This is a genomic window from Pantoea stewartii, assembly GCF_011044475.1.
Taxonomy (GTDB): domain Bacteria; phylum Pseudomonadota; class Gammaproteobacteria; order Enterobacterales; family Enterobacteriaceae; genus Pantoea; species Pantoea stewartii.
Genome location: NZ_CP049115.1, coordinates 3003275 through 3020968, shown reverse-complemented (window position 1 = coordinate 3020968; position 17694 = coordinate 3003275). Strand labels below are relative to the sequence as shown.

The following is a 17694-nucleotide window of genomic DNA, read 5'->3' as shown; positions in this document are numbered from 1 at the left end:
GTGACCAATGGCATGCCATAGCTTCTCTGCCATTTCGCTGATCCGGGGCGGGAAGAATGAAGAGTAATCTGTCCGTTTAGCGCTGACCGGCAAAAAAACGCATCCTGCCACCACCACCCAACGCTTCCCCCCAACATAGTGAGACGTTCAGACATTCAACGTGATCGATGCTTCCCTCAGCGCCAGTCAAAATGGCGCCACAGGCAGGCAAACGTTACCGCACGTTATGACATCGGCGAGCAGAAACAGGGCAAAAAAACAGGTGCCGGAGCACCTGTGTTGAAACCTGTTTAGAGGAGTTGCGCGAGGCGATTGATATCAGACTGTATCGCGCCTGCCGTGACGTCACGACCCGCGCCAGGTCCGCGAATCACCAGAGGATTATCGCGATACCAGCGGCTGTCGATGGCAAACACATTATCGCAGGGCAGTAAGGCTGCCAGAGGATGCTCAGGACGAACGGCTTCCACACCCACACGTGCTTTGCCATTGGCATCAAACCGTGCCACATAACGCAGGACCAGCCCCATTTCCTGGGCGGCTTCAAACCGTTGCAGCATCTGCTCGTTAAGTTCGTCACCGTTCTCGAAGAAATGGTCGACGGATTCATCACAGTTCTGGGGCACCAGTGACTCGACGCGTACCTGATCGGGTTCAATGTTATAGCCCGCTTCACGGGCCAAAATGACCAGCTTACGCATCACATCTTCGCCAGACAGATCAACACGCGGATCCGGCTCGGTTAAGCCCTGCTGCCATGCCTGATCCACCAGTTCGGTAAAGGGCACCGTCCCGTCAAACTGCAGGAACAGCCAGGACAATGTGCCTGAGAAAATACCGCTAATCGACAGAATGGTATCGCCACTTTCACGCAGATCCCGCACCGTATGGTTGATGGGTAAACCTGCGCCTACGGTGGCGTTATATAACCAGTGACGCCCGGTTTTTTCGAAGGCATCGCGAATCTCACGCCAGGTTTGCGTGTCGGACGCGCCCGCAATCTTATTGGCGCTAATCACGTGGAAACCATGACTGGCAAAATCCAGATACTGCTGTGCCAGTGGTTTACTGGCGGTGACGTCCAGCACCACAAGATCATCGTAAGGATGGGCCCGCATCCACAGAAACAGCGATTCTTCATCACGTGTTTCCGCTTCATCGTCAAAGAAGGCCAGCGCGCGGCTGGCATCAAGCCCGTCATAGTTCAGCAGGCTGCGTTGACTGTCGACCACACCCGCCAGCACAAATTCAAAACCGGTTCGTGCTGACAAGGTTTCCTGCTCACGCGCAAACAGTTCCAGCCAGCGTGAGCCGATATTGCCTTTGCCAAACAGCATCAGGCCAATTCGCTTTTCGGCACGGAACAGGGAGCTGTGTAAGCCCTGAATTAAATGCTGCGTCGGCCCCACGCGCAGGACCGCCACCACGCTGATATGTTCTGGCGACTGACAAACAAACTCAACCGGCTGATCTTTCAACTGCTGCCAGAAACGGTGCGTATGCAACGGATTACGAGTTACGCCAGCTCCGACCAGCGCTACCAGCGCTAAGCCATCACGTAACTGTAAATGTCCGGGTAAGCCTGCGTCCTGCAACAACGTGAAGGCGCTGTTAACCACTTCAGAGGTGTAACAGAGTTGCAGCAGCTGACGATCAGGATGAACGCCCATTGCCAGTGGGCGCATCTGCGCGCGCGTGAGCAACTGATCGATCTCTTTGCGCAGGAGCGTAAAATCGTGCTGCCCGGGAAGCTGGATTTCGACCAGACACACATCATCGTGACTGGTCACAATGCGTGCGCCCGTTCCGGAAGCGAGGACGCGCTCAATACGGGTTGAGCCCTGTTCTGGCTGATAGCTACAGCGCAACTGCAAATCGATGTCGCTGCCGGAAACGGGCTGTAAGGTGCGGGTATGCAGCACCGGTGCGGCGAGACGCGCCAGTTCACTGGCCTCATCAAGACGCAACAGCGGCAGCAGACAGGCATCAGAAACTTTACGTGGATCGGCACTGTAAACACCCGCCACATCACTCCAGATAGTGACGCGTCCCACACCGGCCAGCGCACCAATTTGTGTGGCGGAGTAATCAGAGCCATTACGCCCCAGCAACACGGTTTCACCCGCATCGTTGGCGCAGATAAAGCCCGTCACCACGATACGTTTATGGGGATGCTGGGCCAGCAGCGTTTGTAACAACGGCCAGGATTTTCCTTCATCAACCTGAGGCTGCGCGGCACGTTCTGCACGCAGAAAATCGCGCGCATCCAGCCAGCAGGCCTGCAGGTCGTATTGATTCAGCACAGCGGACATTAAACGTGCCGACCAGACTTCACCATGGCCCACGACTTCCGCATAAACCGCGTCGGTAACGGTACCATCGAGTAATCCGGCAAGCTTCTCAAGATCGCGAATAAAGGCCGATATTAAAGGTTCGGCGATTTCGGCAGGCAACAGGGCACTGATGAGCTCACTCTGATAACGACGTAATGTCTGCTGCACCTGATGCGCGGACAAGCGGTCACTCTGGCTCAGTTTCAGCCAGCTAATCAGCTGATTGGTCGTTGAACCTGCGGCTGAGACCACCATCATGTCGCCTGGCTGGCTGTAATCCGCCATGATGCTGGCAACACGCTGGTAGCAGCGTGCATCGGCAAGGCTGCTGCCACCAAACTTGTGGAGCTGTCTGTTGTTTGGCGTTCCTGCGCCTGCTGAAATCGTCATGGTTAATCCTCTGCTGCGATCCGGAATGCATTATCCAAATCGGCAATTAAATCTTCGTGGTCTTCAATCCCCACAGAAATACGGAGCAATGTTTCAGAAATACCTGCTGCGGCACGGGCTTCTGCAGACATGCCAGCGTGTGTCATGGTCGCGGTATGCGAGATTAAGCTCTCAACGCCACCCAGTGATTCAGCCAGCGTAAACAGTTCAAGCGCTTTCAGGAAACGACGCAAACGCGCTTCATCGCCATCGAGTTCGAAACTGAGCATGGCGCCAAACCCACGCTGCTGACGCGCAGCGACTTCATGCCCGGCATTTTCTGGCAGAGAAGGATGATACAACTTTTTCACCAGGGGCTGCTGCTTCAGATAAGCAACAATTTCTAACGCATTACGCTGAGCAGCGGCCATACGCGGCCCCAGCGTACGCATACCACGTAACAGCAGGTAGCTGTCAAAAGCGGAACCGGTCACGCCAATATTATTCGCCCACCACGCCAGATCGGTCGCGACCTGAGGATCTTTGGCAATGACAGCGCCAGCCACGACATCGGAGTGCCCGTTTAAATATTTGGTACAGGAGTGAATAACCAGATCTGCGCCCAGCGCCAGCGGGTTTTGCAGCGTCGGACTCATAAAGGTGTTGTCCACAACGCTTACTGCGCCTACTTTGCGCGCGGCGTCGCAGATGGCCGCGATATCGACGACACGCAGCAGCGGGTTACTGGGGCTTTCTACTAATACGAGCTGAGGTTTCTCGTCCAGCGCAGCCTGTAGCGCGGCACTGTCGCCTTGATCGACAAACTTCACCCGATAAGCACCGCGCTTGCTTAAACTATCGAACAGACGGTAGCTGCCGCCATAGCAGTCGTGCGGCGCCACCAGCAAATCGCCAGGCTTCAGGAAAACCGTTGTGACCAGATGAATGGCGGACATGCCGGTATTAGTCAATACCGCGCCCGCACCGCCTTCCAGCTCTGCCAGCGCGCGTTGCACAACGTCGCGCGTAGGATTACCACGACGAGAATAATCGTGGGCTCGCGGCTCATTGAAATCATGGAAGTTATAGGTGCTGGAAAGGTGGATGGGCGGGACAACGCAGCCATATTGCTCGTCGTCATTCAAACCGCTGCGCACTGCGATGGTTGCCTGTTTACGCGTCATAGGGCTAACTGTTCCTGAAGTGAGAAATAAACTGACCACAGGATATCAGCTTACATTTAGACGTCAATACATCTGGACATCCAAATGTCTTTGCGTATAGATTGAGCATGGCCGCAATAACCGCTAAAATTATGCGCCCATGCTGGCGTTCAACCCATTTTCTTCCTGTGTTGGACGAAGAAACCCGCCAGAGAAGGGGTCCGGTAGAAGAAAATCAGGCATAATCGGCTGATTTCGTAACTTTTAACTTTTATTGATTAAGGTATCCCATGGCTGAATGGAACGGCGAATATATCAGCCCGTACGCTGAGCACGGCAAGAAGAGCGAACAGGTTAAAAAAATCACGGTTTCTATTCCGTTGAGCGTGTTAAAGATTTTGACTGACGAACGGACACGTCGTCAGGTGAATAACCTGCGCCATGCGACCAACAGTGAGCTCCTGTGCGAAGCCTTCTTGCATGCTTTTACCGGACAACCGTTACCAAATGATGTCGATTTGCGTAAAGAACGTAACGACGAAATCCCGGAAGAAGCGAAGAAAATTATGCGCGAGATGGGCATTGACCCGGACACCTGGGAATACTGAGTCAGCCAGACATAAAAAAACCCAGCCTGAGCTGGGTTTTTCTTGCCGCCGAACAAATGTTCGAATGCCGTTTCTTATTTTTTGGTGCCTGGCACGCTGAAACGCTTGTTGAAGCGGTCAACGCGGCCACCAGTGGCAACTTCACGCTGCTTACCGGTGTAGAACGGGTGGCACTTACCACAAACGTCCAGGTTCAGTTCGTGAGTCAGCGTAGAGCGAGTGTGAATCACGTTACCGCAAGTACAGTTGATGGTAACTGCTTCGTATTTAGGGTGAATACCTTGTTTCATGGGAAACCTCATAGAAGGCCGTGTCGCTCTCCGCGCCAGGACGAAACCTGCGCAGCACCACACGCGATTGAACATTAATGGTGTACTCCGGTAAGGTCTTTCCTACCGAAGGCGGCATATTATACAGGCTAATGTTTGCTGCTGCAAATGTCGCCTGAGATATCCGTCTTGTGCGCCAGCGTGTACACTAATCGCCCTGTCAGATGAACCGGAAAGAGAAAGTTATGCCCGTTGTTCAGGTTGCCCTGCCCGTTCCCCTTCCCCGCCTTTTTGACTATCTGCCGCCTGAGGGTGTGCAGCCGGTGACTGGCGGTCGCGTGATCGTGCCGTTTGGTAACCGGAAAATGATCGGCATTGTGGTGGCGTTCTCTGACAGCAGCGATCTGGCGACCTCACAGCTTAAACAGGTGCTTACCGTCCTGGACAGGGAATCCCTGTTTCCGTCCTCTCTGTGGCGCATTCTTCACTGGGCAGCCGACTATTATCACTCTCCGCTGGGTGAGGTGCTCAGCCATGCCATTCCGGTACTCCTCAGACAAGGTAAACCGGCTCAGGATGATCCCCTGTGGCGCTGGGAAATCACGGAACAGGGCCGCGCGACGTCCCCGGAAAGTCTTAAACGCGCGCCCAGGCAGCAGCAAGGTCTGGCGGTGCTGCGCCAGCAACCGCTCTATCGTCATGAAGTCAGTGAACATGACCTGACCGAGGCGGCTATGCAGGCGTTGCGCGCGAAAGGGCTGTGCGAATTGCACGAGCACCAGCCGCAAATGCATGACTGGCGAACCGCGTTTGCGGTAAAGGGTGAACGTCTGCGCCTGAACACCGATCAGGCGACTGCGGTGGGCGCCATCCGGGGAGAAGATGAGCACTATGCCGCCTGGCTGCTGGCAGGAATTACAGGTTCCGGTAAAACCGAGGTGTATCTCAGCGTACTGGAAAATGTGCTGGCGCGGGGGAAACAGGCACTGGTGCTGGTACCGGAAATTGGCCTGACGCCACAAACCATTGCCCGTTTCCGTGAACGTTTTGACGCGCCGGTGGATGTCCTGCATTCGGGACTTAATGACAGCGAGCGTCTGTCCGTGTGGCTGCGGGCGCGACGGGGGGAAAACGCCATCATTATTGGTACGCGTTCCGCGCTCTTTACCCCCATGGCGCGACCGGGCGTGATCATTATTGATGAAGAGCACGACAGTTCCTATAAGCAACAGGAAGGCTGGCGCTATCAGGCACGGGATCTGGCTGTCTTCCGCGCGCATGAAGAAGACATTCCTGTTGTCATGGGATCCGCAACGCCGGCACTGGAAACCCTGCATAACGTGCGTAACGGTAAATATCGCCAGCTTGATCTGATGAAGCGTGCCGGCAATGCTAAACCGGCACTGCAGCAGTTGATCGACCTGAAAGGGGCACAACTTACTGGTGGCCTGGCACCCGCCCTGATCTTCAAAATGCGTCAGCACCTGAAAGCCGATAACCAGGTTCTGCTGTTTCTGAACCGCCGCGGTTTTTCGCCGGCTCTGCTCTGTCACGATTGCGGCTGGATCGCCGAATGCCAGCGCTGCGACCGTTATTACACGCTGCATCAGCATCACCGCCAGTTGCGTTGCCACCACTGTGACAGTCAACGACCGTTGCCGCATCAGTGCCCGCAATGTGGTTCAACACATTTACTGCCGGTCGGTGTGGGCACGGAACAGCTGGAGCAACAGCTCGGCACCCTTTTTCCCGGCGTCCCTGTCTCACGCATTGACCGTGATACCACCAGCCGAAAAGGCGCTCTTGAACAGCACCTCGCCGACGTTCATCGCGGAGGCGCGCGTATTCTGGTTGGCACGCAGATGCTGGCAAAAGGTCATCATTTCCCGGATGTCACCTTAGTGTCGCTGCTGGATGTAGACGGTGCCTTGTTCTCAGCCGATTTCCGTGCTGCGGAGCGCTTTGCTCAACTGTATACCCAGGTGGCAGGACGTGCCGGACGTGCCGGTAAGCAAGGTGAGGTTTTACTGCAAACCCATCATCCTGATCATCCCCTGCTGCAAACGCTGCTGCATCAGGGCTACTTCGCTTTCGCACAACAAACGTTGCTGGAGCGCCAGTCGGTCTTTTTACCTCCCTGGACGCACCATGCCTTATTCCGGGCAGAAGACATGGATAATCATCAGGCTGCAGAATTTCTGCAACAGCTACGCAATATGCTGGAAGCCAGCCCGCATAACGATGCGTCAATGTGGTTTATGGGCCCGTTACCTGCCTTGCAGCCCAAACGCAGTGGCCGCTGGCGCTGGCAGTTACTGGTTCAGCATCCCTCGCGTAAACGCCTGCAACAGTTGCTGAGCAGTTCGTTACCGCTGGTCACAACCTTGCCTGCCTCACGAAAGGTGAAGTGGACGCTGGATGTCGATCCTACCGAAAGTTAAGGCCGGCCAGGTTGCGAGCGGGATCGAAATACGTCGCATAAGTCACAATTTTTATGCAAATTAAGTAACAGCCTTGTTGGCCAATCGATAACAATAGTGCCCGGCTTGTTTTTATACCCGTCGATACGAACGTTGAATGCGCGATTACGCATCAGGAGCATGTGTTGGATCAGAATCAACCGCCGGCCGCCGCCACCATGAAAGACGTCGCAGAAAAAGCCGGCGTCTCCACTGCTACCGTGTCGCGTGCGCTGATGAATCCCGAAAAAGTCTCTTCGGCCACCCGTCAAAAGGTGGAACAGGCCGTCGCGGCCGTAGGCTATGCGTCGCAAAGCATGACACGACATTCCCGGCGCAACGACACACAAACGATTTTGTTGATCGTCCCCAATATCTGCGATCCCTTTTTCAGCGACATTATTCGCGGCGTTGAAGTCGCCGCCTCAGAAGCCGGTTATCTCGTGCTTATCGGCGATTGTGCGCATCAGAAACCGCAGGCGTGGACATTTCTCAACCTGATACTGACACGTCAGATTGATGGCATGGTGCTGCTGGGCGCGCAGTTGCCTTTTGACGTCAGCCCGGACGAACAACGTAATCTTCCGCCCATGGTGATGGCGATTGAGTTCGATCCCGAGATGTCGTTGCCGACGGTGAATATCGACAATCTTACCGCCTCATTTGTTGCCGTTAACCATCTGCTGGAGTTAGGCCATAAACGCATCGCCTGCCTGGCCGGTCCGGAAGATGTCGCCCTGTGTCAGTATCGTCTGCAGGGCTACGTACAGGCGTTACGACGCAGCGGGATTAGCGTCGATCCGACCTGTATTGTTCGGGGAGATTTCACTTTCGAATCAGGTGTGGCCGCGATCAATCAGCTCATGACCTTAGCCGAGCCCCCGCAGGCCCTGTTTTGTCACAGCGATATCATGGCCATCGGTGCCATCAGTCAGGCAAAAAAACTGGGCTTACGTGTGCCGGAAGACCTGTCCGTGGTGGGATTCGATGACATCGAGCTGTCGCGCTACTGCGAACCGCCGCTGACCACGGTGAAACAACCCTGTTTTGACATTGGCCGCGAAGCGGTGCTGCTACTGCTGAACGAACTTCAGGGGAAAGGCACGCGGAGCGGGTCAAAGTTACTCGACGCAGAATTAGTGATACGCGGTAGCACAACATTGGCAAAAATGGGGCGTTGATACAGAAAATGTTCCGCTATTTTCAGGAGATTCTTAGGGCTATCATTGCTGGTCAAAGTTCCAGCCCTTAAGTAACATGGCGGGCTCCTTGCCGGGCGTGTGGTAACAACGGATTCGCCCAAATGGCATCATATTTTGAAGGGTATCAGGACGAGAGTGGCACAAAAAGATTATGTAGGCCGCGGGCGTTCAACAGGGACGCGTCGCAAGAAAAGCCCCAGCCGTGGTAAAAAAACGAAAAGCGGTTCAGGCACCTCTAAACTTATGATTGTACTGGCGGTGGCTGTATTAGTGACCTTTGCCGGTGGTTTATGGTTCCTTGCGCATCATAAGAAGGAAGATGTGCCGGTCATTACGGATCATAAAGCCAACGGTAATGGCTTGCCGCCCAAGCCTGAAGAACGCTGGAAATACATAAAAGAGCTTGAAAATCGTCAGGTTACCGTTCCAACGCCCAGCGAACCAACCTCGGGTGGCGAAGTCCAGTCACATACTCAGTTGACGGATGAGCAACGTCAGTTGCTGGAACAAATGCAGGCAGATATGCGCCAGCAGCCTACCCAGTTGAACGAAGTCCCGTGGAACGAGCAAACCCCGGCACAGCGGCAGCAAACGCTGCAACATCAACAACAGGTTCAGCAATACCAGCATCAACAACAGGTGCAACAATTCCAGCGTCAGCAACAGCAGGTGCAGCAACGTCAGCAGCAGGTACAACAGCCGCGCCAGCAGATTCAGGAACAACATACGCAGCGCCAGCAACAGCAGAATACTCAGCAGCAGTCACAACCTGCGCCGGTGACACGCGAACCTACCGCCCAGCCTAAGACACAGGATACGGCGAAAACGAAACCTGCTGAAAAAGCGGCATCGCAACGCTGGATGGTGCAGTGCGGTTCGTTCAAGGGAACAGAACAGGCTGAATCCGTGCGTGCTGCCCTGGCGTTCGAAGGTTTTGAAAGTCGCCTCACCTCCGGCGGCGGCTGGAACCGTGTGGTGGTCGGGCCCTTTAAAGATCGGGCCAGTGCCGACAGTACGCTGAAACGTCTGCGTGCGTCAGGCCATTCCGGCTGCATTCCGCTCGCCATTGGGGGTTGAAACCCGTCAAACCCGCCCCATATCTGTCTGCATGATCCTCCGCGCCTTGTGCGCGGAGCTTTTTTCCGACAGTAAAAGGGGTCTGCCCGTGACAACAATAGTAAGTGTTCGACGCAACGGCCAGGTAGTGATTGGCGGTGATGGCCAGGCTACGCTCGGTAATACCGTAATGAAAGGCAACGTTAAAAAAGTGCGTCGTCTTTACAACGATAAAGTCATTGCTGGCTTCGCTGGCGGTACCGCCGATGCCTTTACCCTGTTTGAACTCTTCGAACGTAAACTTGAAATGCATCAGGGCCATCTGGTGAAAGCGGCCGTTGAGCTGGCAAAAGACTGGCGCACCGATCGGATGTTGCGCCGTCTTGAAGCGCTACTGGCGGTGGCCGATGAATCCGCCTCGCTGATTATCAGTGGTAATGGTGACGTCATTCAGCCTGAAAACGATCTTATTGCCATCGGTTCAGGCGGTCCCTTCGCCCAGGCGGCGGCGCGCGCACTCCTGGAGAATACAGAGCTGGGCGCACGTGACATCGTTGAGAAATCGCTGAATATCGCTGGCGATATTTGCATCTACACTAACCACAACGTTAATTTTGAAGAATTAACGTCTAAGTCGTAAGGATTTAACCATGTCTGAAATGACTCCACGCGAAATCGTCAGCGAACTGAACCGCTTTATCATTGGTCAGGACAGCGCCAAGCGCGCCGTGGCCATCGCGCTGCGTAATCGCTGGCGCCGTATGCAGCTTGATGAAGAGTTGCGTCACGAAGTGACACCGAAAAACATTCTCATGATCGGCCCGACCGGTGTGGGTAAAACGGAAATTGCTCGCCGACTGGCAAAACTGGCTAATGCCCCCTTCATCAAGGTGGAAGCTACCAAGTTCACCGAAGTGGGTTATGTCGGTAAAGAAGTCGACTCCATCATTCGCGACCTGACGGACTCCGCGATTAAAATGGTGCGTAGCCAGGCCATTGAGAAGAACAAATACCGCGCAGAAGAAATGGCGGAAGAGCGCATCCTGGATGTCCTCATCCCGCCGGCAAAAAATAACTGGGGACAGGCTGAACACACCAGTGAGCCCTCATCTGCGCGTCAGTCTTTCCGTAAGAAGCTGCGTGAAGGCCAGCTTGATGATAAAGAAATTGAGATCGACTTAGCCGTAACAGGGCCGGGTGTAGAAATCATGGCACCGCCGGGCATGGAAGAGATGACCAGCCAGCTACAGTCCATGTTCCAGAATCTGGGTGGTCAAAAGCAAAAGCCACGCAAACTCAAAATCAAAGAAGCGATGAAGCTGTTGATTGAAGAGGAAGCGGCTAAGCTGGTTAACCCGGAAGAACTGAAACAGGATGCCATCGACGCGGTTGAACAGCACGGCATCGTCTTCATCGATGAGATCGATAAGATCTGTAAACGCGGCGGCCAAAACGCCGGTGGCCCCGATGTTTCGCGCGAAGGTGTCCAGCGCGACCTGCTGCCACTCGTAGAGGGCTGTACCGTGTCGACAAAGCATGGCATGGTTAAAACTGACCATATCCTGTTTATCGCCTCGGGCGCATTCCAGGTGGCCAGCCCGTCTGATTTGATTCCTGAGCTACAGGGCCGTTTACCGATTCGCGTTGAACTGCAGGCGCTGACGGTCAATGATTTCGAGCGCATTCTGACTGAACCGAATGCCTCCGTCACCGTACAGTACAAAGCGCTGATGAATACCGAAGGCGTGAACATTCACTTCACCGACGATGGTATTCGCCGTATCGCGGAAGCGGCCTGGCAGGTCAACGAAACGACCGAAAACATCGGTGCGCGTCGTCTGCATACCGTGCTGGAGCGCCTGATGGAAGATATTTCTTACGATGCCAGCGATCGCAGTGGAGAGTCCGTAACCATCGATGCTGATTACGTCGGCAAGCATCTGGATGAACTGGTTGCAGATGAAGATTTAAGCCGCTTTATTCTGTAACACTCCGCGTCCATGCGTTGTATCAAAGCCCAGACATTACGTCTGGGCTTTTTTCTGCATGCGCTTGATGCCGTACCGTTTTTTTACGGTTGATGATTTTGCCAACAATTAGCATAAAGCGATATACTTAGCGCTCCTGTGGCAAACAGACGAAACCCTTATGAAATACGATACTTCTGAACTCTGCGACATCTACCACGAAGAAGTGAATGTTGTTGAACCGCTTTTCTCAAATTTCGGTGGGCGGACCTCATTCGGCGGTCAGATAACCACAGTGAAATGCTTTGAAGATAACGGCCTGCTTTACGATCTGTTGGAAGAGAATGGCCGGGGTCGCGTACTGTTAATTGATGGCGGCGGTTCAGTGCGCCGTGCGTTAGTGGATGCACAACTTGCGCGTCTGGCAGCACAGAATGAGTGGGAAGGCATCGTCGTTTACGGTTCAGTTCGTCAGGTTGACGAACTGGAAGAGCTGGAAATTGGTATCCAGGCCATTGCAGCCATTCCGGTGGGCGCAGCGGGCGAAGGGATTGGTGAAAGCGATGTGCGCGTGAATTTTGGTGGCGTCACTTTTTTCTCAGGCGATCACCTGTATGCAGACAACACCGGTATGATTTTGTCGGAAGACCCGCTTGATATTGAATAATGTCTGCAAACGAAAACGGGTGCCAGTGGCACCCGTTTTTGTATCAGCAGAGGCTTAAACCTCTTCCATTTTTCCCAACAAGGCATGCAGGCGTTCTTGCCAGACATGCTGCTCCTCTTTCAGATGCTGATTTTCACGCATCAGAGCTTCGTGGTTGCCGGCTGCGTTCTGCGCCTCATTGCGCAGGTTGTTGTTCTGCTCTTTCAGCTCTTCAATTTCCATTTGCAGCAAGGTGATAGTATCAATCGCCTGCTGTACTTTCGCTTCCAGTTTCTCAAACACTTCAAATGACATCTTTCTGACCTCTCCTAAAATCCTGCAAGGCGTTGATGATGCCAGCTTTCGCACACAAGGCGTTTACCAGCAACGTTGTCCCGATTGTATGTAGCCTCATCCCGCAAGTCCAGCAACGCAGGCCTGCAGTCCACTGTCAGTACCACTTTTCAGCCTATCCCTAAAAACCACTTTTTGCTGCGCGCATTACTGTCAGAGCCTGAAGAAAGCCCGCAGAAAGGCACTCAATGGTGCTTAAAGAAAACTGAAACACGCGAAAACGCGCATTTTTTTGACGCGCCACACAAAAATCAATTTCGCTATTTCTCGTTTATGCTCGTTAACGATAAATTAACATCAGCCCTACAACGAAGATGGGTGACTCACGGACTGAGAACAAAAACTGATAAAATTTAACCTCGCTTCAGGAACAACTATCATGAGTCAGACTACAACCACACTCAAAGGTCAGTGTATTGCCGAATTTCTGGGTACCGGTTTGATCCTGTTTTTCGGCGCGGGTTGTGTTGCCGCGCTTAAGCTGGCTGGCGCCTCTTTTGGCCAATGGGAAATCTGTATCGTCTGGGGTTTAGCCGTTTCAATGGCGGTCTACCTCAGTGCTGGCGTATCAGGCGCCCACCTCAATCCAGCCGTTACGATTGCACTTTGTCTTTTCGCTAATTTTGAAGGCCGTAAAGTCGTGCCTTATATCCTGTCTCAGGTCGCAGGCGCATTCTGTGGCGCAGCGCTGGTATATGGTCTTTACTACAGCTTGTTTATCAATTTCGAACAAAGTCATAACATAGTGCGCGGTTCAGTTGAAAGCCTGAGTCTGGCCGGCATTTTCTCTACCTATCCAAATCCACAGATTTCCGTGGGTCAGGCGTTCCTGGTAGAAATGGTCATCACTGCGGTATTGATGTCTGTGATTATGGCGCTGACGGATGACGGCAACGGCGTTCCACGTGGTCCAATGGCACCCCTGTTGATTGGCCTGCTGGTAGCGGTGATTGGCGGTTCAATGGGCCCACTGACCGGCTTTGCGCTGAACCCGGCTCGTGATTTCGGACCTAAAGTTTTCGAATGGCTGGCTGGCTGGGGCTCCGTTGCCTTTACGGGCGGCCATCAGATCCCTTATTTCCTTGTGCCAATTTTTGGTCCACTGGTCGGTGCTTGCCTGGGTGCCTTTGGTTATCGCGCCCTGATTGGTCGCCATTTACCCGGCGCGGTGATTGCCTCACCCAGCACTGACAAACCGATTGCGTCCGCGCATGAACGTAAAGCGTAAGTTCCACTTTTATCATCAGGAATGAATTTATGACTACCACCGATAAAAAATACATCGTCGCTCTGGATCAGGGCACAACCAGTTCACGCGCTGTTGTGCTGGATCATGACGCTAACATTGTGGCGGTATCGCAACGCGAATTTACTCAAATCTATCCCAAAGCGGGCTGGGTAGAACATGACCCTATGGATATTTGGGCGTCCCAGAGTTCAACGCTCGTAGAAGTGCTGGCCCATGCTGATATTCGTTCTGATGAAATCGCCGCTATCGGCATTACGAACCAGCGTGAAACGACCATCGTCTGGGATAAAGAAACGGGCAAACCGGTTTATAATGCCATTGTCTGGCAGGATCCCCGTACCGCTGACTACTGTCACAAGCTGAAGAGTGAGGGGCTGGAAGAATACATTCAGCACACCACGGGTCTGGTGATTAACCCCTACTTCTCCGGCACCAAAGTGAAATGGATTCTTGATAACGTTGAAGGTGCGCGTGAGCGTGCAAAACGTGGTGAATTGCTGTTCGGTACTGTGGATACCTGGCTGGTCTGGAAAATGACTCAGGGACGTGTGCATATCTCCGATTACACGAATGCCTCACGTACCATGTTGTTCAACATCCACACACTTGAGTGGGATCAACGCCTGTTGGATGTTCTTGATATCCCGCGTGAAATGTTACCCGAAGTGAAATCTTCGTCTGAAGTATACGGACAGACTAACATCGGTGGTAAAGGCGGTACGCGTATTCCTATCGCCGGTATTGCAGGCGACCAGCAGGCTGCGCTTTACGGTCAAATGTGCGTGCAGCCGGGAATGGCGAAAAACACCTACGGCACCGGCTGCTTTATGCTGATGAACACCGGTACCGAAGCGGTGACTTCAACGCACGGTCTGCTGACGACTATTGCCTGCGGCCCGCGTGGAGAAGTGAACTACGCGCTGGAAGGTGCCGTCTTTATCGGTGGCGCAGCCATTCAGTGGTTACGCGATGAGATGAAGTTGATTAGCGATGCGGCTGACTCTGAATACTTCGCGATGAAAGTGAAAGATTCTAACGGCGTATATATGGTGCCAGCCTTTACCGGTCTGGGCGCACCTTACTGGGATCCCTATGCGCGTGGTGCGCTGTTCGGTCTGACTCGTGGTGCGAATGCAAACCACATCATCCGTGCAACGCTGGAGTCCATCGCTTACCAGACGCGTGACGTCCTGGAAGCCATGCAAAACGATGCTAACACACGTCTTCAGTCACTCCGTGTCGACGGTGGTGCGGTTGCCAATAACTTCCTGATGCAGTTCCAGTCTGACATTCTGGGTACGCGCGTTGAGCGTCCTGAAGTGCGCGAAGTCACAGCACTGGGTGCCGCATATCTGGCGGGTCTGGCCGTTGGCTTCTGGAAAGACCTGGATGAAGTCCGCGCTAAGGCTGTCGTTGAGCGCGAATTCCGTCCAACGCTTGAAACCACAGAGCGTAACTTCCGCTACGCCGGCTGGAAAAAAGCCGTTGCGCGCGCGCAAGCGTGGGAAGAAAAAGAGTAATCTGCCCTATGCCCGTGACCTCGGCTGTCACGGGCCTTTTCCCCGCCTTCTCCCTCCGCTACACTGCCTGCCTGTTTTTTGTCAGGTGCCTACAATGAAACGAGAACTTGCCATTGAATTTTCCCGCGTAACCGAAGCTGCCGCGCTGGCAGGCTATAAATGGTTAGGACGCGGCGACAAAAACGCGGCCGACGGTGCGGCGGTCCATGCCATGCGTCACGTCTTAAATACCATCCAGATCGATGGCCAGATTGTGATTGGCGAAGGGGAAATCGACGAAGCCCCGATGCTTTATATCGGCGAGAAAGTGGGAACCGGCCAGGGTGACGCGGTAGATATTGCGGTCGATCCCATTGAAGGCACACGCATGACGGCGATGGGACAAGCTAATGCGCTTGCCGTCATGGCCGTAGGCGATAAAGGCACCTTTCTTCATGCGCCTGACATGTATATGGAGAAGCTTATCGTGGGTCCGGCGGCGCGCGGCCATATAAATCTGGACCAACCGCTTGAGCTTAACCTGCGTAATATCGCGATCGCCATGAATAAACCGCTCTCAGAGCTCACCGTATCAATTCTGGCCAAGCCGCGCCATGACGCTGTCATTCAGCAGCTTAAAGCGCTGGGCGTACGCATTTTTGCCTTTCCCGATGGCGACGTTGCGGCATCCATACTGACCTGTATGCCGGACAGTGAAGTTGACGTGATGTACGGGATTGGCGGCGCGCCTGAAGGCGTGGTTTCAGCCGCCGTTATCCGTGCGCTGGATGGTGATATGCAAGGCAGATTACTGGCACGTCACCATGTGAAAGGTGACACGGAGGAAAACCGCCGCATTGGCGAATATGAGCTGAAACGGTGTGCTGGTATGGGAATCGAAGCCGGAAAGGTTTTGCCACTTCAGACGATGGCGCGCAATGATAATGTCGTTTTTGCGGCTACCGGCATCACCAGCGGCGACCTGCTGAAAGGTATTACTCGTCAGGGCAATATGGCCACCAGCGAAACGCTGTTAATACGCGGCAAATCGCGCACGATTCGCCGCATTCAGTCTGTACATTATCTCGACCGTAAAGATCCAGCTCTGCACCCTTTTATCCTGTAACCGCCTGATTGTCACCTGCTGGCTGGCGCGAAAGCGGTAGCCAGCAGAGCAGCATCACCAGCGCCGTGACGAACATCAGCATGCCAAGACTGAACTGATCGCGCTGTGGCATCAACGCCGACAAAGAAGCGACCAGCCCGGACCCCAGGTTCTGCATACCACCGATCAATGCACCCGCGCTTCCTGCCAGCCAGGCATAGGGTTCCATGGCACCCGATGTCGCCAGGGGAAACAGCATCCCCGCGCCAAAGAAGAACAGCGATGCCGGTATCAATAACGTCCAGATAGTCATGATGCCAAACCAGGCAGGCACCCACATCAGCACTGCTGCCAGTAGGCAACTGTTGACGCCAAACCACATCAGGCTGTGCCAGGAACGCTGCTCACGCCCGGCAAACCATGCCCCAAAGAAGGCGGCCGGGATGGGCAGAATGAACAAGATACTGACGGTAAAACTGTTCAGACCCAGTACGCCGCCCAGCAGCACACCACAGCTGGCCTCAAAGACGGCAATGCCTGACAGCGCACCAATCAGCAGCACCAGATAGCGGACAAAATTCGCATCGCGTAACAGACGAATGTAACGTTTAAGGAACGGCGTTACTTCGGCGCTGACCGGGCGTGTTTCCGGCAACCAGCACGCCATAGTCACCGTCACGATCATGCATAACAGCAGTAAAAAAGCGAAACAGGCATGCCAGCCAAACAGTTGTGTCAACGCTGCGCCAATCACTGGCGCGACTAACGGGCTGGCAAGCACGCCCATGTTGAGCCAGCTGTTCGCCTGACGTAACGCATGGCCATTATAGAGGTCGCGCGGCATGGTCCGCGCCATCACCCCGGCCACGCCAGTGCCCGCGCCCTGAATCGCACTGCCAATGACCAGCATATCCAGTGATGAGGCCAGTAAGGCAATTATTGATCCGATCATAAAGATCGCCATGCCCGCCAGGATCACCGGACGGCGTCCCACGCTGTCAGACAACGGGCCATAGATCAGCTGCGATCCACCATAGGTCATTAAATAGGCCGCCATGACATGTTGCATCATGCCGTTACGCACCTGCAGTGCGTCCGCCATTGCCGCCATTGCCGGCACATAAATGGTCTGAGCCATCTGCCCTACTGCGACCAATGCGATGAGCATGATCAACAACGGGCGATTTTCTATCTTCTTCATCATCATTGAACAAAAATTCTGTATGAAAAGGAACGTTTAAACAGCACAACTAACGGCTGAAACAGGTTGTGGCAGGAAAATATCAGGATTACGTGACAAAGCGAGTGATTCACACAAAGTGGGTGCGCCATTCACGTCAATAAATGCAACCAGGATGTAAACTTAATATTACAGTTTGTCGATTAGAGCCTTTGCCCCGTTACCGACTGGTAAT

General features: G+C 53.9%; 15 protein-coding genes. 10 read left to right on the top strand and 5 right to left on the bottom strand.

The genetic code is table 11. From position 1 onward, the window contains the following. Positions 1–290 precede the first annotated feature (290 nt). Both G5574_RS14370 and metB read right to left on the bottom strand, forming a co-directional pair. Positions 291–2723, bottom strand: coding sequence for a bifunctional aspartate kinase/homoserine dehydrogenase II (locus tag G5574_RS14370; RefSeq protein WP_164482773.1), 2433 nt, complete (start codon positions 2721–2723; stop codon positions 291–293). A 2-nt stretch (positions 2724–2725) separates the two neighbouring features. Then, entirely contained in the window at positions 2726–3886 is a 1161-nt protein-coding gene (gene metB / locus G5574_RS14365; RefSeq protein WP_006121311.1) for a cystathionine gamma-synthase, read from the bottom strand. A 269-nt stretch (positions 3887–4155) separates the two neighbouring features. Between metB and metJ the strand changes: the two genes are divergently transcribed. Then, on the top strand, positions 4156–4473 hold the full coding sequence (metJ, locus tag G5574_RS14360; protein ID WP_006121309.1) for a met regulon transcriptional regulator MetJ: 318 nt from the start codon (positions 4156–4158) through the stop codon (positions 4471–4473). 74 nt (positions 4474–4547) lie between these two features. Here metJ and rpmE read toward each other — a convergent pair whose 3' ends face one another. After that, positions 4548–4763 carry a 50S ribosomal protein L31 gene (gene rpmE / locus G5574_RS14355; RefSeq protein WP_006121308.1) on the bottom strand — a complete coding sequence of 72 codons (216 nt, stop codon included), beginning with the start codon at positions 4761–4763 and terminating at the stop codon, positions 4548–4550. Positions 4764–4987: 224 nt separating this feature from the next. On the opposite strand from rpmE, the gene priA reads away from it, so the two are divergent. From priA to rraA, 6 genes are all read left to right on the top strand, one after another. Continuing rightward, positions 4988–7183, top strand: coding sequence for a primosomal protein N' (priA, locus tag G5574_RS14350; RefSeq protein ID WP_006121307.1), 2196 nt, complete (start codon positions 4988–4990; stop codon positions 7181–7183). A 164-nt stretch (positions 7184–7347) separates the two neighbouring features. Continuing rightward, the gene (cytR, locus tag G5574_RS14345; RefSeq protein WP_006121306.1) at positions 7348–8382 is read left to right on the top strand and encodes a DNA-binding transcriptional regulator CytR; all 1035 of its coding nucleotides are present in this window, start codon (positions 7348–7350) and stop codon (positions 8380–8382) included. 156 nt (positions 8383–8538) lie between these two features. Then, positions 8539–9480 carry a cell division protein FtsN gene (gene ftsN / locus G5574_RS14340; RefSeq protein WP_006121304.1) on the top strand — a complete coding sequence of 314 codons (942 nt, stop codon included), beginning with the start codon at positions 8539–8541 and terminating at the stop codon, positions 9478–9480. An 88-nt stretch (positions 9481–9568) separates the two neighbouring features. Continuing rightward, positions 9569–10099, top strand: coding sequence for an ATP-dependent protease subunit HslV (hslV, locus tag G5574_RS14335; RefSeq protein ID WP_006121303.1), 531 nt, complete (start codon positions 9569–9571; stop codon positions 10097–10099). Between the two features lie 10 nt (positions 10100–10109). Continuing rightward, positions 10110–11447, top strand: a complete 1338-nt coding sequence (hslU, locus tag G5574_RS14330; RefSeq protein WP_006121302.1) for an ATP-dependent protease ATPase subunit HslU — start codon at positions 10110–10112, stop codon at positions 11445–11447. Positions 11448–11607: 160 nt separating this feature from the next. Then, positions 11608–12093, top strand: coding sequence for a ribonuclease E activity regulator RraA (gene rraA / locus G5574_RS14325; RefSeq protein ID WP_006121301.1), 486 nt, complete (start codon positions 11608–11610; stop codon positions 12091–12093). Positions 12094–12147: 54 nt separating this feature from the next. Here the strand turns inward: rraA and zapB are convergent, their stop codons facing one another. After that, the gene (zapB, locus tag G5574_RS14320; protein ID WP_164482772.1) at positions 12148–12387 is read right to left on the bottom strand and encodes a cell division protein ZapB; all 240 of its coding nucleotides are present in this window, start codon (positions 12385–12387) and stop codon (positions 12148–12150) included. Between the two features lie 418 nt (positions 12388–12805). On the opposite strand from zapB, the gene G5574_RS14315 reads away from it, so the two are divergent. From G5574_RS14315 to glpX, 3 genes are all read left to right on the top strand, one after another. Next, positions 12806–13654, top strand: a complete 849-nt coding sequence (locus G5574_RS14315; protein WP_033738104.1) for an MIP/aquaporin family protein — start codon at positions 12806–12808, stop codon at positions 13652–13654. 29 nt (positions 13655–13683) lie between these two features. Further along, positions 13684–15195: a glycerol kinase GlpK gene (gene glpK / locus G5574_RS14310; RefSeq protein ID WP_039342527.1), complete on the top strand. Its 1512-nt coding sequence runs from the start codon at positions 13684–13686 to the stop codon at positions 15193–15195. A gap of 94 nt (positions 15196–15289) precedes the next feature. Further along, a complete protein-coding gene (gene glpX, locus G5574_RS14305; protein ID WP_006121296.1) occupies positions 15290–16300 on the top strand; it encodes a class II fructose-bisphosphatase in 1011 nt (336 codons plus the stop codon). Here glpX and emrD read toward each other — a convergent pair. Next, a complete protein-coding gene (gene emrD, locus G5574_RS14300; protein ID WP_269750932.1) occupies positions 16290–17483 on the bottom strand; it encodes a multidrug efflux MFS transporter EmrD in 1194 nt (397 codons plus the stop codon). The genes glpX and emrD overlap by 11 nt on opposite strands. Between the last annotated feature and the right edge of the window lie 211 nt (positions 17484–17694).

What these genes read in the sequence shown, in the direction of transcription:
- G5574_RS14370 (WP_164482773.1), bottom strand. Translation starts at nt 2,723, where the DNA reads ATGACGATTTCAGCAGGCGCAGGAACGCCAAACAACAGACAGCTCCAC.
- metB (WP_006121311.1), bottom strand. Translation starts at nt 3,886, where the DNA reads ATGACGCGTAAACAGGCAACCATCGCAGTGCGCAGCGGTTTGAATGAC.
- metJ (WP_006121309.1), top strand. Translation starts at nt 4,156, where the DNA reads ATGGCTGAATGGAACGGCGAATATATCAGCCCGTACGCTGAGCACGGC.
- rpmE (WP_006121308.1), bottom strand. Translation starts at nt 4,763, where the DNA reads ATGAAACAAGGTATTCACCCTAAATACGAAGCAGTTACCATCAACTGT.
- priA (WP_006121307.1), top strand. Translation starts at nt 4,988, where the DNA reads ATGCCCGTTGTTCAGGTTGCCCTGCCCGTTCCCCTTCCCCGCCTTTTT.
- hslU (WP_006121302.1), top strand. Translation starts at nt 10,110, where the DNA reads ATGTCTGAAATGACTCCACGCGAAATCGTCAGCGAACTGAACCGCTTT.
- rraA (WP_006121301.1), top strand. Translation starts at nt 11,608, where the DNA reads ATGAAATACGATACTTCTGAACTCTGCGACATCTACCACGAAGAAGTG.
- zapB (WP_164482772.1), bottom strand. Translation starts at nt 12,387, where the DNA reads ATGTCATTTGAAGTGTTTGAGAAACTGGAAGCGAAAGTACAGCAGGCG.
- G5574_RS14315 (WP_033738104.1), top strand. Translation starts at nt 12,806, where the DNA reads ATGAGTCAGACTACAACCACACTCAAAGGTCAGTGTATTGCCGAATTT.
- glpK (WP_039342527.1), top strand. Translation starts at nt 13,684, where the DNA reads ATGACTACCACCGATAAAAAATACATCGTCGCTCTGGATCAGGGCACA.
- glpX (WP_006121296.1), top strand. Translation starts at nt 15,290, where the DNA reads ATGAAACGAGAACTTGCCATTGAATTTTCCCGCGTAACCGAAGCTGCC.
- emrD (WP_269750932.1), bottom strand. Translation starts at nt 17,483, where the DNA reads ATGATGAAGAAGATAGAAAATCGCCCGTTGTTGATCATGCTCATCGCA.